This window comes from Actinoplanes teichomyceticus ATCC 31121 (assembly GCF_003711105.1).
GTDB classification, from domain to species: domain Bacteria; phylum Actinomycetota; class Actinomycetes; order Mycobacteriales; family Micromonosporaceae; genus Actinoplanes; species Actinoplanes teichomyceticus.
In genome coordinates, this window is sequence record NZ_CP023865.1 from 6,663,510 (window position 1) to 6,677,174 (window position 13,665).

Annotated in this window: 11 protein-coding genes; 2 read left to right on the forward strand and 9 right to left on the reverse strand. The window is 75.2% G+C overall.

The features are described from left to right. The first annotated feature begins 1 nt into the window (after nucleotide 1). Together ACTEI_RS29195 and ACTEI_RS29200 are read left to right on the forward strand one after the other, a co-directional pair. Entirely contained in the window at nucleotides 2-1,708 is a 1,707-nt protein-coding gene (locus ACTEI_RS29195; protein ID WP_122980590.1) for a precorrin-2 C(20)-methyltransferase, read from the forward strand. Nucleotides 1,709-2,031: 323 nt separating this feature from the next. Next, a complete protein-coding gene (locus ACTEI_RS29200; protein WP_122980591.1) occupies nucleotides 2,032-3,675 on the forward strand; it encodes a cellulase family glycosylhydrolase in 1,644 nt (547 codons plus the stop codon). Here ACTEI_RS29200 and ACTEI_RS29205 read toward each other — a convergent pair. From ACTEI_RS29205 to ACTEI_RS37490, 9 genes are all read right to left on the reverse strand, one after another. Continuing rightward, nucleotides 3,615-4,823, reverse strand: a complete 1,209-nt coding sequence (locus tag ACTEI_RS29205; RefSeq protein ID WP_239082074.1) for a glycosyltransferase — start codon at nucleotides 4,821-4,823, stop codon at nucleotides 3,615-3,617. The genes ACTEI_RS29200 and ACTEI_RS29205 overlap by 61 nt on opposite strands. Beyond that, entirely contained in the window at nucleotides 4,801-6,039 is a 1,239-nt protein-coding gene (locus ACTEI_RS29210; protein ID WP_122980592.1) for a glycosyltransferase family 4 protein, read from the reverse strand. Before ACTEI_RS29210 ends, ACTEI_RS29205 begins: the two co-directional genes overlap by 23 nt. After that, nucleotides 6,036-7,298, reverse strand: a complete 1,263-nt coding sequence (locus ACTEI_RS29215) for a lipopolysaccharide biosynthesis protein (RefSeq protein WP_122980593.1) — start codon at nucleotides 7,296-7,298, stop codon at nucleotides 6,036-6,038. Before ACTEI_RS29215 ends, ACTEI_RS29210 begins: the two co-directional genes overlap by 4 nt. Further along, nucleotides 7,292-8,143: a hypothetical protein gene (locus ACTEI_RS29220; protein WP_122980594.1), complete on the reverse strand. Its 852-nt coding sequence runs from the start codon at nucleotides 8,141-8,143 to the stop codon at nucleotides 7,292-7,294. The genes ACTEI_RS29215 and ACTEI_RS29220 overlap by 7 nt, the downstream gene beginning before the upstream one ends. Further along, nucleotides 8,140-10,290 (reverse strand): hypothetical protein, encoded by a 2,151-nt coding sequence (locus ACTEI_RS38710; protein WP_239082075.1) that lies wholly within the window; start codon nucleotides 10,288-10,290, stop codon nucleotides 8,140-8,142. The genes ACTEI_RS29220 and ACTEI_RS38710 overlap by 4 nt, the downstream gene beginning before the upstream one ends. Continuing rightward, nucleotides 10,287-10,673 (reverse strand): glycosyltransferase, encoded by a 387-nt coding sequence (locus ACTEI_RS38715; RefSeq protein WP_244940652.1) that lies wholly within the window; start codon nucleotides 10,671-10,673, stop codon nucleotides 10,287-10,289. The genes ACTEI_RS38710 and ACTEI_RS38715 overlap by 4 nt, the downstream gene beginning before the upstream one ends. Then, nucleotides 10,574-11,395 (reverse strand): glycosyltransferase family 4 protein, encoded by an 822-nt coding sequence (locus ACTEI_RS29235; protein WP_244940653.1) that lies wholly within the window; start codon nucleotides 11,393-11,395, stop codon nucleotides 10,574-10,576. The genes ACTEI_RS38715 and ACTEI_RS29235 overlap by 100 nt, the downstream gene beginning before the upstream one ends. Continuing rightward, the gene (locus ACTEI_RS29240) at nucleotides 11,392-12,225 is read right to left on the reverse strand and encodes a glycosyltransferase family 2 protein (protein WP_122980595.1); all 834 of its coding nucleotides are present in this window, start codon (nucleotides 12,223-12,225) and stop codon (nucleotides 11,392-11,394) included. Before ACTEI_RS29240 ends, ACTEI_RS29235 begins: the two co-directional genes overlap by 4 nt. 133 nt (nucleotides 12,226-12,358) lie before the next feature. Beyond that, the gene (locus ACTEI_RS37490) at nucleotides 12,359-12,793 is read right to left on the reverse strand and encodes a hypothetical protein (RefSeq protein WP_164466173.1); all 435 of its coding nucleotides are present in this window, start codon (nucleotides 12,791-12,793) and stop codon (nucleotides 12,359-12,361) included. Nucleotides 12,794-13,665 lie beyond the last annotated feature (872 nt).

A 13,665-nucleotide genomic window follows, 5' to 3' on the forward strand; every position in this document is an offset into this window, starting at 1 on the left:
CATGACGAACGACGTGGCACCCGGGCGGCTCTACGGCGTCGGGCTCGGCCCCGGCGACCCCGAGCTGATCACGATCAAGGCGGCCCGGCTGATCGAGGCGGCCGACGTGGTCGCCTATCACGCGGCCCGGCACGGGCGCAGCAACGCGCGCGCCATCGCGGCCGGTCACCTGCGCGAGGGGCAGATCGAGGAGGCCCTGATCTACCCGGTGACCACCGGGACCACCGATCATCCGGGCGGATATCAGGGCGCCATCGACGAGTTCTACGAGCAGGCCGCGGCCCGGCTCGCCGCGCACCTGGACGCCGGCCGGGACGTGGTGGTGCTGGCCGAGGGCGACCCGTTCTTCTACGGGTCCTACATGCACATGCACAAGCGACTGGCGCACCGCTACGAGACCGCCGTCGTGCCCGGTGTGACCTCGGTGAGCGCGGCCTCGGCGGTGCTCGGCCGGCCGCTGATGGAACGCGACGAGGTGCTCACCGTGCTGCCCGGCACGCTGCCGCCGGACGAGCTGGCGCGGCGGCTGGCGGCCACCGACTCGGCCGCCGTGATGAAGCTGGGCCGCACCTTCACCGGGGTGCGCACCGCGTTGCGGCAGGCCGGGCGGCTGGACGACGCGTTCTACGTGGAGCGCGCGACGATGGCGCAGGAGCGGGCCGGACGGCTGGCCGACGTGGACCCGGCGACCGTGCCGTACTTCTCGCTGGCTCTGCTGCCGAGCCCGGCGGCGGCGGCGTTCGCCGCGACCACCGACGGCGCCGCCCCCTCCGCCCCGCCCACGGCGGCGGGCGCCGGAACCACCCCGCCCACGGCGGCGGGCGCCGGAACCACCCCGCCCACGGCGGCGGGCGCCGGAACCACTGCCGTGGGCGCCGGATCCGCCGCGGCGGGCGGCGGCGCCATGCTCACGGCGGCGGGCGGCGGGGGTACTGCCGTGGGCGCCGGGGCCGCGCCGATGGGTGGCGTCACCGTGGTGGGGCTCGGGCCCGGCGCCCGGGAGTGGCTCACCCCGGAGGCGCGGGCCGCGCTCGACGAGGCCGACGACCTGGTCGGCTATCGGACGTACGTGGACCGGGTGCCGGTCAACCCGCGGCAGCGGCGGCACGCCTCGGACAACCGGGTGGAGGCCGAGCGGGCCGCGTTCGCGCTGGACCTGGCCAAACGGGGCCGCCGGGTGGTGGTGGTCTCGTCCGGCGACCCGGGCGTGTTCGCGATGGCCGCCGCCGTGCTGGAGGTCGCCGAGGATCCGCAGTGGAAGGACGTGCCGGTGCGGATCGTGCCGGGGTTGACCGCGGCGCAGGCGGTGGCGAGCCGGGCGGGCGCGCCGCTCGGGCACGACTTCTGCATCATGTCGCTCTCCGACCGGCTCAAACCGTGGTCGATCATCGAGACCCGGCTGGCCGGCGCGGCCGCCGCCGACCTGGTGATCGCGCTCTACAACCCGGCCTCGCAGAGTCGCAAGGAGCAGCTGGTCCGGGCTCGGGAGCTGCTGCTGGAGCACCGCGCGGCGAGCACCCCGGTGGTGATCGGGCGGGACGTCGGCGGCCCGGAGGAGTCGGTGCGGATCACCACGCTCGGCGGGCTCGACCCGGCCGCTGTCGACATGCGCTGCCTGCTGATCGTCGGCTCGTCCCAGACCAGGGTGGTGAGCAGGGCGAACGGCGACGTCGTCGCGTACACCCCGCGGCACTACCCGGCCACCTAGCGTCCGCGTCTCGTCCGGGTGACCCCGCCGCTGGGCGGCGGTGACACCGGCGAGGACGAACCGCGGCCCGACCGCCGGGCGGCGACCGGCAGGCGTGGGCGGCGGGCGGCAGGCATGGACGCCGGGCGGCAGGCGTGGACGCCGGGCGGCGGCCGGTCCGGCGGCGCCGGGCATCCGGCGGCGCCGCCCGCCCGGCGAACGGGTTTCCTGCTACCGACAAGCAACGGAGGGCAACCGCACTGCATCGACGGGTTACCTGATGGCAACGCGACGCGCGCCGATCGAGGGAGGCACGACGAAGGAACCCCAGTAAGGACTCCCCCGTGAACTCTGCCGCTCGACGCGCCGCAATCGTGGCGTCCTCCCTGCTGCTGTCCGTGCTCGGCCCGGCCGGCCTCGCGTCGGCGGTCACCAAGGGCACCCCGGCGCCGACCCGGAGCACCGCGCCGGCGAGGACCGCGCTGCCGAAGACCACCCCGGCGACGAAGACCCCGGCGAAGAGCATCCCGGCGAGGACGGCCCCGGCGAAGGCCACCCCGACCCGGACCGCCACTCCCACCCGGACCGCCACCCCGGCGAAGACCGTGCGGAAGGCGACCGTGCCCACCCGGGCGAGCCGGCTGACCGCCGTGCGGGCCGCCAAGACGATCAACTACTACCCGTCGGATGCCGGCTGGTCGGCGATGTGGACCCGGTTCGACGCCGGCAGGATCGAGGCGGACCTGGCCCGGGCGGCGGCACTCGGGGCGGACAACGTCCGGGTGATCGTCTTCCCGACCACGTTCGGCTATCCCACGCCGAAGGCCGACTACTCCGCCAAGCTGAACCGGTTCCTCAGCATCGCGCAGGGCCGGGGCCTGACCGTCAAGCTCACCCTGTTCGACTGGTGGAACGCCTACTACGACCCGGCGGGCAGCGCGGTGTGGGCGAAGGCGATCCTCGCGCCGTACGCGAACGACCCGCGGGTGCTCTCGGTCGAGCTGCAGAACGAGTTCGACCCGACGAACGCGAAGGCGGTGACCTGGGTCAAGAAGATCATCCCCGCGGTCCGGGCGGCCGTGCCGACCATGCCGCTGACCCTGTCGGTCTCCGGCACCACCGGCTTCACCGGGCTGGCGAAGATCCGCACCGCGCTCACCGCCACCCCCCTGGACTTCCTCGACTTCCACTTCTACGGCGACTCGGAGCGGGCGCTCACCGAGATCCGCCGGGCGCAGGCCGCGGCCGGCAGCTACCCCATCGTGATCGGCGAGACCGGGCTGAGCACGGCCGCCAGCAGCGAGGGTGAGCAGGCGGCGTACCTGGCCCGGGTGTTCGCGGCGGCCCGGGTGGCTGGCGTCGCCTCGGTCGCCCCGTGGACGCTGTCCGACTTCAGCCCCGGCGCGATCCCGTCCAACTCGGCGGTCTCCAGGATCCCGGCGCAGTACCGGTTCGGCCTGTACCGCACGGACGGCTCGGCGAAGGCCGCCGCGGGTGTGGTGAAGGCCTGGTGGGCCGGTCAGCCGATCACCGACAGCGTCCTGGACCTCGGCTTCGAGGCGACCAGCGGCAACTCGCCGTGGCGTCCGTTCCTGGCCGAGGCGGGCACCGCGACGCGGGTCCGGGACGTCGCCCGCACCGGCACGTGGTCGGCGAAGTTCAGCAACACCGGGCGCGCCGGCGGCGGCCTGCCGTCGATCCGCATCGCGCCGATCACCCCGGTGCAGCCGGGCCAGCGGTGGCACGCCGAGGCGTGGGCCCGGGGCCAGAACGCGACCGGCGCCAGCGAGATCGCGCTGAGCTGGTTCGACGCGAACGACCGATGGCTGGGCCAGACGACGTCGAATCGGGTGGCCATCGGCACCAGCGGCTGGACGAGGCTGACCGTGGACGTCACCGCCCCGGCCGGGGCCGCCGGGGTCCAGCTTCACCTCAAGTCGGGTGACAACCGCGGCTCGGTGTGGTTCGACGACGTGACGTTCTCCTGAGAAATCCCGATCCGGGCCAGGAGGCGCTGGTAGGCCTCCACGGTCCGGTCCCACGACGACGGATCCGGGTGCCGCCGGCCGATCAGGCCGGCGGCGCCCTTGATGCCCGCGGCGAGCCCGCCCGGGTCGGCCGGCCGGACGAACACCGTGCCGGAGTACGACCCGGCCGCCTCGACCAGCCCGCCCACCGAGGTGACCACGACCGGCAGCCCGTGGCTCATCGCGATGTGCAGCGGCCCGCTGGCCGAGCTGCGCCGGTACGGCAGCACCACCGCGTCGGCCGCCGCGAAGTACCCGTTCACCTCGGCGTCCGGCACGTACCGGTTGACGAAGGTGATCCGGTCCCGCGCCGGGGAGCGGGCGATCAGCTCGGCCGGGCGGGTCCAGCCCTCCCAGGTCTCGCCCACCACGGTCAGGCGGTACTGCGGCCCGAGCGTCCCGAACGCCTCGATCAGATCCTCCAGGCCCTTGTACGGCCGGATCGTCCCGAAGTACAGCAGCCGGCACACCCCCTCCGGGCCGGGCGTGCGCGCGGCGCCGGCGGCGTGGTGGTCGAACGGCCCGTGCAGCGCGATCTCGCACGGCACCGCGCCCAGGTCGTACGCCGCGGCCAGCGCGTCCCGGTCGAACGCCGAGTGCACGACCACCCCGCAGGTGCGCGCCAGCAGCGGCCGGATCGCCGCCCGCACGTACCGGGCCGCCCACCGGTGGCGCAGTTCGCCGGTGTCCTGCACCTCGTGGAACTCCACCACCACCCGGATGCCGAGGCGCCGGGCGGCCACCGCCAGTACCAGGTAGGAGTGCAGCACCGCGCCGGTCCACCACTGCAGCACCAGCACGTCCGGCCGCTGGGCGCGCAGGAAGGCCACGGCCCGGGGCAGGCTCGGCACCGCCCACCAGTCGACACCGTCGAAGACCGGTATCCCGTCGGCGTACCGCAGGTCGCTGAGCGCCCGGCCGACCCGGTCCCGGCCCGGGTAGAGCCGGGCGGGCAGCAGCTGCCGCATCAGGATCGCGCCGACGTCGTAGCGCTCCCGCAGCGCGTTGCTCAGGCGGCAGGTGTAGTAGCTGATCCCGGACAGGAACCGCCAGCCGGAGCCGACCACCACGATCCGCGGGCGCCGGTCAGCAGGACGCGATGCAGGCACGGTAGACCTCCTCGATCTGCGGGACGACGCGGGCCGCGGTGAAGTCCAGCCCGCGCCGCCGGCCGGCCCGGCGCAGCCGGTCCGCCAGCTCCGGTTCGGTGAGCACCCGCACCAGCGCGGCGTGCAGCGCGCCCGCGTCGCCGGGCGGCACGAGCAGCCCGCTGTCGCCGTCGCGGACCACGTCGGTCAGCCCACCGGCGGCGGAGGCGACCAGCGGCACGCCGGCCAGCATCGCCTCCACCGCGACCTGGCCCATGCCCTCGTTGAGCGACGGCACCGCGCCGGCGGCGGCGCCCCGCCAGGCGGCCATCACCTGCGGGTGCGGTACGTCGTGGCGGATCAGCACGCCGGGCGGCGCCGGTGGGGTGTCGTCGCGACGGGTGCCCAGACAGACCAGGGCCGGCGCGGGCGCCGGCCCGGCCCACCCGGCGACCAGCCGCCGGTACGCCTCGAACAGCACGTCGAGGCCCTTGTGCGGGCCCAGCGCGCCGACGAAGAGCAGGTAGTCGCGGTCGGGCAGCCAGTCCGGGCGGGGCGTGTCGCGGGCCAAGTCGTCCAGGCCGTCCGGGACCAGGCTGGAGAGCACCCGCACGGGCAGTCCGGTGGGCAGCCGCGCCCGGGTCAGGGCGTCCGCCACGGAGGTGGAGATCGCGGTCAGGGCGTCGATGCCGCGGTGCCGCTGGGCGTGCAGGCCGGCGGTCAGGGCCACCGAGCGGGGGCCGCCGTACTGGGCGGACGCGCAGCTCACGCACCGGGCCAGGCCGGGACCGGAGCAGCGGCGGCCGTCCCGGGCGTACGTCTTGCGCACGCACGTCAGCCCGAAGTCGTGCGCGGTGTGCACGTGCGGCCGGCCGAGCCGGGACCGCCGCAGCGGCAGGTAGCTGTACATCAGCCAGTCGTGGCTGTGCACCACGTCGTAGTGCTCGGCGCGCAGCAGCCGGGCGATGGCCGCGGTGGTCAGCGGGTCCGGCGCGGTCGGGTGGAACGGCTTGCCCGGATCCCCGTTCATGCCCGGGAGCAGGGTGGTGGCCACGCTGCGGACCCGGTGCACCCGTACCCCGTTGATCGTCTCGTGGTGCGCCGCGGCCGGGGTCGCCAGGGTCAGCACGGTGACCTGGTGGCCGCGCCGGACCAGCTCCTCGCTGCTGGTCGCGATGCTGCGCTCCAGGCCGCCGATCACCGGCGCGTACAGGTTGGACAGGTGCAGGATCTTCATCGGCTCGGGGACCTCTCCCGGGTGTAGAAGGCCGCGCCGGCGAGCACCGCTCCCGCGGTCTGGCCGGCCAGCCAGGCGATGCCCGCGCCGGTGACCCCGGTGCTCGGCAGCAGCAGCCAGGTCAGGCACACGCAACTGACCGCGCGGACCACGTTGAGCCGGCGGCAGAGCCGGAACGCGCGCCGGGACCGCCAGTGCGCGACGGCCAGGTTGGTGACCGCGTCCGGCAGCGCCGCCAGCACCAGGATCTGCAGCAGCAGGCCGCCCTCGGCGGCGTATCCGGCGCTGAACAGGCCGAGGATCCGGTCTCCGGCGGCGAGCAGCAGCACGGCCGGCGCGCCCACCATGGACAGGGTCACCAGGGCGGCCCGGCGCAGGCGGGCCCGGGCGGCGTTGGCGCGTTCGGCGTAGAGCGCCGAGGCGACCGCCGGGGAGACCATGAACAGCATCGACGCGGTCATCCAGGCCAGGTAGAAGTGCGCGGTGGCGCCGGCGCCGAGCCGGGCGGTGACCAGTACCGGCAGCAGCGCGGCCGGGCCGGCCTGGGTCAGGTTGATCAGGTGGTGGCCGGTCAGCGCGGCACGCAGGTGCGGCAGTTCGGCGGTCAGCCCGGTCAGCCGCAGCCGGACGCCGGGCCGCAGGCGGCCCAGCCCGGCCACGGTGGCGGCGCTGACCACCAGGATCGGCAGGCTCCAGGACAGCACCACGGCCCCGGCCGAGTGCGCCCCGCACGCCAGGATCGCCAGCAGGGTGAGGATCTTGCCGGAGGCCAGGGCCAGATTGCGTACGAACATGCCGTGGCCGGCCCGGTGCGCCACGTAGACGTTGTCGAGCAGGGTGGTCGCGGTGATCGCGGTCGCCGTGCAGATCAGGGCGGCCGCGCCGGCCGGGGCGGCCAGGAAGCCGAAGTTGGCCGCGGCCAGCGGGACCAGCAGCGCCCCGGCGGTGGCGGCCGCCGCGGTGACCGCGCAGCCGGCGGCCAGCCCGCCGCTGACGATCCGGGACCAGGCGTCCGGGGCGCTGCCCGGCAGCCGCTGGATGAACATGTGCCCGGCACCGAGGTTGGCGGCCATGCTGATCGCGGTGGCCGCCGAGATCAGCGCGGTGGCCGTGCCGATCTGCGGCGGCGGCACCGTGCGGGCGGCCAGCATCCAGTACAGGTAGCCGAAGCCGCCGTTGACCACCGTGGTCGCCATGATCAGCAGGCTGTTCCGGGCCAGCGAGTCGTGCAGCACCCGCCGGGTCGCGTGGATCAGCACGCGGTCCGCCCCCGGACCACCGCGGATCTGGCGTAGAAGACGGTGCCGGTGGGCCCGACGCTGATCCCGACGGCGCGCAGGCAACCGTCCGGGGGCAGGGCCGGGACGCGGACGATGAGCGCGTAGACCTGGTCCGGCAGCACGGTCACCCGGCGGTGGGCGACGACCGTGCCGGCCACCCGCAGGCGCAGCCAGTGGGTGGTGGCCGGCAGGCCGGAACTGGCCACCCGGATCGGGACGGTCGCGCCGCGGGCCGGAACGGCGAGCGGGTGGCTGAGCCCGGCCGCCCAGCCGTGCAGCGACACGGTGAGGTAGCCGGGCGGGGCCGGGCGCGGCGCGCGCTCGACGGCACGGACCGCGATCGTGCCGCCGGCCAGCGCCAGCAGGACCGGCAGCAGCACCGCGGCGGCGGTGCGGGCGCCGGCGGCCGGGTCCTCGACCGGCGACTCCGCCCAGCCGGCGCGCGGCACCCCGTCCGGGTCGCCGACGCACCCGTCGCGGCCGGTGAGGTGCAGCCGCAGCAGGCCGGCCGCGCCCAGCACGGCGGCCAGCACGGCGGCCGCGACGATCAGCGGCAGCGGCCTGACCCGGACGTCCAGCGCATGCAGCAGCAGGGCCAGCGCCGGCAGGGTGAGCAGCCCGGTCAGCACGGCCAGGCCGGCCCGCACGGCCGGGATGCCGGTCTCGGCGGGCCGGCCGGCGAGGGCGCGCAGCCACAGCTCGCCGATCGCGAGCAGGGCCAGCAGGCAGGCCGGCGCCAGCACCGGCCAGGGCAGGCCGGCGGCCGGCAGCAGGATCGCCAGGCCCGCGTACGCCACCACGAGCGGCCGCAGGATGTGTTTCATCGGGTCTCCTCCCGGACCGGCCGGCGGGGGCTGCCGTGGCGCACCGGCCGGCCGGAGCTCGGGCCGCGGGCGGTGTGGCCACGGCCTCCGGCGGCGGCCGGCTGGGCGGGGCCGCCGGTGCGCACCGACCGGCCCAGGCTGGTGAAGTCGAAGCGGTAGATCGCCAGGTGCGGGCCGTCGTAGATCTTGATCAGCCACGGCATGGTGTCGAACTTGGTGAGCTGGGCCCGGTCGAAGGCGGGCACCCCGTCGTGGCGCAGCGGCTCGTTGGTCTCGAAGTAGATGTTGATGTCCGGCACCTGCTCGGCCATCCGCCGGTCGACCACGAGGAACTGGAAGCGCCACGCGCGCAGCTGGCCCAGCAGGCCGGGCGGGATCGGCCGGCCCGGCCGGGCGCGGTACAGGTCGTACGCCGGGAAGCTGGCCGAGCCGGTGTTCGGCTGCTGCTCGCCGTAGGAGCCGAGGACCAGGCCGGAGTAGCGGTCGGCGACCAGGCGGATCCCGCGCCCCTGGGTGTCGCGCAGCCAGTGCGCGGCGGTGAGCAACTCCGGGGTGGCGGCCCGGGTGTCCGAGCCGTAGACCGGCGGGCCGGGGAACCGGTAGGACGGGTTCATCCCGGCCGCGTTGTTGCCGATCAGCATCAGCGCGCAGACGGCGAGCAGGCAGCCGCCGGTGAGGGCCGGGACCGCCCCGGCCACACGCGCGGTCACCGGCGGACCGGCGACGGCCGGCGGGAACCGCCCCGCCACCGGCCACTCCCGGCCGCTGTCCGGCCCGGCCGCGGCGAGCCGGAACGCCAGCCGCCGCGCCCGGTCCAGCAGCGCCACCACCACCGGCGCGACCGCGATCGCCAGGCCCAGGTAGCTGAACGCCCAGGAGCGGCGCGCGCCCTCGGCCCCGGCCGGGGTGAGGATCAGCAGGACGGCCGGGAAGTACAGCGCGCCGAGCAGCAGCATCGCGCTGGTGCCGGCCCGGGTGAGCGGCTCGTCGGTGTACCGGCGACGCCACCACAGCACGACCGCGGCGACCAGCGCGACCAGCGCGACGCCCGGGGCGGCGTACGCCGTGGTCTGCTCCCACCAGGGCAGCACCGATTTGCTGAACAGCTCCCGGCCGCCCTCCTCGCCGCCGGCCATCCCGCTGATCTGGTCCAGCGCGCGAGCGAGGTACGGGTCGAGGTAGTTGCCGGTGCGCGGGGCCACCACGCCCAGCCAGCCGGCCACGATCAGCGCGGTGCCCGAGGTGAGCGCCCAGGCCACCCGGGCCGGCGTGATCAGCTCGCGGGCGTGGACCGAGTGCGCCGTGCAGGCCAGCGCGAGCAGCCCGAGCGTCCCGGTCAGCCAGAGCGCGGTGAGGTGGTGGGTGGCGGTGATCGCGCCGGCCAGCAGCAGGGTGAGCGCGGCCCAGCCGAGCCGGGCCGGCACCGTGCCGGCCCGCAGCGCGCGCAGCGCCCCGGCCAGCGTCCAGACCAGGATGCCGATGCTCAGCGACTCGTAGCCGAACTGGGTGTCGAAGAACAGGAACGAACTGTTCAGGCTGTACCCGATGGCGGCCGCGGCGGCGACCCGGGGGTCCGGGCGCAGCTGCCCGGCGAGCACCGCCACGCCCACGGTGGCCAGCACGTGTGCCGTGGTCAGCACGATCAGCGCGGCCTTCCAGACGCTCAGGCCGGTGAGCGCGGCCAGGGCCGCGACGCAGGCGTGCAGGCCGGGGTAGTCGCCGATCACCCGGACGATCGGGTTCTGCTCGAAGAGGCGGCCGTCGAGCAGGATGCCGTGACTCTGGCCCCAGTGGGCGTACTCGTCGTGGTAGAGCGGGCCGCTCGGGTGGCGCAGCAGCTTCGGCAGGTAGGTGAACGCGCCGTAACCGATCAGCACGGCCAGCCGCAGCCGGGCGGAGGTGGACCGGCGTATCGCCCACCCGGCGGCCGGGAGGGTGAACAGCAGCATCCCGGCCCAGAACCAGCCGAACTGCCCACCCTCGCCCCACTCGGCGCGCCGGTAGGCGATCACGATGGCCGCGGCCCCGGCCGCCCCGGCCACGGTGAGAACGGCTGCGCACCAGGCGGCCTCGGTCCGGCCCGGCCGGGGGCCGCCGGGCCGCGGTGCGGTGAGTCCCGGCAGCGGCCGGGTGGTGGCCGCGCTCACCGGCCTCCCGCTCCCACGCCGGTGGGCGGCACCGGCATCCCGGTGACCGCCGAATACACCTCCCGGGTCGCCGCGACCACGTCGTCCCAGGTGGGCAGCGGCGCGGCGGTGGCCGACCGGCCGGCGGCCGCGGCGGCGCGCACCGCGGTCACCAGGGCGGCCTCGTCCTCCGGGTCGACCAGCCGCAGCCAGGCCGAACTGCCGGCCAGCGCGGCCAGCTCGCGGTGCGCCGGGATCGCCGAGGCGACGGTGGGGATGCCGGCGGCGAGGGCGTCCGCGACGGTCATCCCGAACGCCTCGTGCGCCGAGGCGGAGACCACCACCGCCGCCCGGGCCAGGCAGCCGGCGAGCGCGGCGTCGTCGACCCGGCCGTGGAAGACCACCCGGCCGGCACCCCGAGGCGGGCGGCGAGGTGCCGCAGCACGGGCCGGGCCGGGCCGTCGCCGACCACGTCCAGCCGGTACGCCGGGCCGAGCGCCGCCATCGCCCGGATCACCCGGTCCACCCGCTTGTAGTGCTCCAGCCGGCCGGAGCAGAGGATGCCGCGCACCCCACCCGGCCGGCCGGGCACCAGCGGGCGCGGGTCGGTCCCGTTCGGGATCACCACCACCCGGCCGGCCACCTCCGGGAAGTCCCGCAGGACCAGGTCACGTTCGGCGCCGGTGACGCAGACGACGCGGCCGGCCCGGTTCATGATCCGCCGCCCGAGCGGTCGGTAGATCGGGTGTAATATGGCTCGCATCCGGGTATGTCCGGTTCCGTGATAGTGCGGGGTGAAAACCAGCGGGGTACGGTGCCGGCCCAGCGTGGCGCCCAGCGACGCCAGCGCGTGATAGCTGTGCGCGTGCAGGACGTCGTACTCCTGGGCACTGTCCCGCAGCCACCGCCAGAGCGGCAGCGACACCCGGTAGTCGCGGGCCGCGACGGTCAGCGGGAACGCCCGGACCAGCACGCCGTCCACGGTGCGGGTGGACCGGTCGAGACGCTGGGTGAGCACCTCGACCTCGTCGCCGGTCGCGGCCAGCCCGGCGCAGAGACGCCGCACGTGCGTTTCCACCCCGCCGATGTCGGGGTGGTAGGCGTTCGAGACGACGCCGATCCTCATCGCGCCGCCCGCTCGGCGACCGGCCGGGACATGTCCCGGCGGCGGCGCGGCCACTCCCGGGCGATGGTGCGCAGCACCCGGATGCCGTCGGTCAACGCGTTCAGGTTGCTCACCCCGTGGATCCGGTTGTGCTCGAAGCTCGGCACCTCCTCGATGGCCAGCCGGGCACGGGCGGCCCGCAGGTTGAGCAGCGTCTCGATCTCGAAGCCGTCACCCCAGAGCCGCCCGTCGGCGCCCTCCGGCGCGGGCGAGGTGCTGTCCAGGCCGAACACGTCGAGGTGGCACGCCCAGAACGCGTTGTAGCCGTAGCAGAGGTCGCTGTAGGACGTACCGAAAAGGACGTTGACCAGGACGCTGAGAGCCTTGTTCCCGGCCCGGCGCAACCGGGTGATGTCGGCGCTGCCGCCGCCGGGCTGGAAGCGCGAGCCCTTGGCGAAGTCGGCGCCGGCGCGCAGCGCCTCGACGAAGCTGGGGATCTCCCCGGGGTCGGTCGACCCGTCGGCGTCGATCATCACGATGATGTCGCCGGTACACGCAGCGAACCCGCAGGCCAGGGCGTTGCCCTTGCCCCGGCGGTTCTGGGTGACCACCCGGATGTCCGGGCGCAGCCGCCGGGCGACCGCCACGGTGTCGTCGGTGGAGCCCCCGTCGACCAGGATCACCTCGTCCACCCGGGGCAGCCGGGCGAAGACGTGCGGCAGGTTCTGGGCCTCGTTGAGCGCCGGCACCACGACGCTGACGATCGGCTCGGGGTCGGGTCGGGCCGGCGGCTCGACGGCGGTCTGTTCGGTGCCGGTCTCGGCCTGGAGCACACGGTCGACCGTGGGCATGGTTGTCTCCGATCGGGCAGGGTGGAGGCGGCCTCGGCGGGCCGGGCGCATGGATGTGGACTGCGATGACGGGCGGCTGCGGCGCCGTCCCGGAGGGGGCGGCCGGCGCCGCGGGCGCGGCTCCGGCGGGTCGTCACGCCTGCGGCGCGCCGACCGTCCAGTCGTGGACGTGCTGGCGCGGGATGCGGTGACCGGTCACGCCGTGGCACCGGGCCCGGCGGGCCGGGATCGCGGGGCCACCCGTACCGGGCCGGGCGCGGCGCCGGCACGCCCGGGCCGGGATCGCGGGCGTGGCGGGCGGGCCGGGACGCTCGGCGAACCGGGCCGGCCCGCGTCCCTGCTGGCCGCGGGCGGGCACGGCGACCCGTGTCCCGGCGGCGGCCCGGGGGATGGCTCGAGCGACCATCCGGGTGATCGTCGCGGCGGCGGCGCGGGGGAACCGGGCGGCGCCGGCCTCGGTGATCGGCGCGGCGGCGCGGTCGAGCTCCCGGCCGTCCCCGATCGGGTGAGCGCCGGTCACCGTGGCGGAGGCGCCGGCCGGCGGCGCGGGGTCGGCGGTCGACGGCACGGCGGAGACCGGCGGGCCATTCCACGCCGGTCTCGGTTGGGACCTACGCACGACATGCTCCATTTCAGTCGATTTGCCCGACTTAGACCTGGCCTAAGGTAGGGCAGACTTGGGAGTCGTGTGAGCTAGTCGTCGTTATTTACCCAAGACGGTTATCCCGGGCTGGGCGTCACGGTCGCGCGGCGACCTCCGGAGGCAGGTGGCCACGGCGGTAGCGGCACCGGAAGCAGGGGCAACGGCCGGCGGCACCGCCTGGATCGGGTGACAACGGCCGGCGGCGCCACGTGGATCGGGTGACAACGGCCGGCGGCGCCACCGAGACCGGGTGGCAACGGCCGGCGGATCCGCCGGGGCGCCGCTCGCCGGGCCGGCGATCAAGTGACGGCCTCCGCCGCGCGGGTCTCCGTGGCAACCGTGCGGATTCCGGGCCCCACCGGCCCGGCGACCGAACCCGCCGCACGAATTCTCCGAATGCGTTCATCGATCTGCTCCGAAGCGCCCGGGTGGGCGATCGGCGATCTCGCAGGAATGCACGGCCTGCCCGGCGCGGGCCTGAACGCGATCATGACCGCTCGCCCCGAGGTGTGGCGTGACGTTTACTCTGCGCGTGGGCTGTGGTTGAGTTAGAGCAGGTCAGCAAAATTTGCAGCGATCCTGTTGAACTCCGGGCATCCTCCGTTCGGAGGATGCCGAGGGTTCACGAGGCGAGACATTTTTCTTCTTTAAGTTTCGGTCGCGAAAACCTTAAATGTCGTTCCGGAATTGATTTCTGTGAGCCCTGCTCCTAACGTCTGGGCGTCGGCGCCACACAATGGCGAACGCCACACCGGAGGGGCACGTCATGGGAAGCTCGGGTCACCGTCGAACCGGCC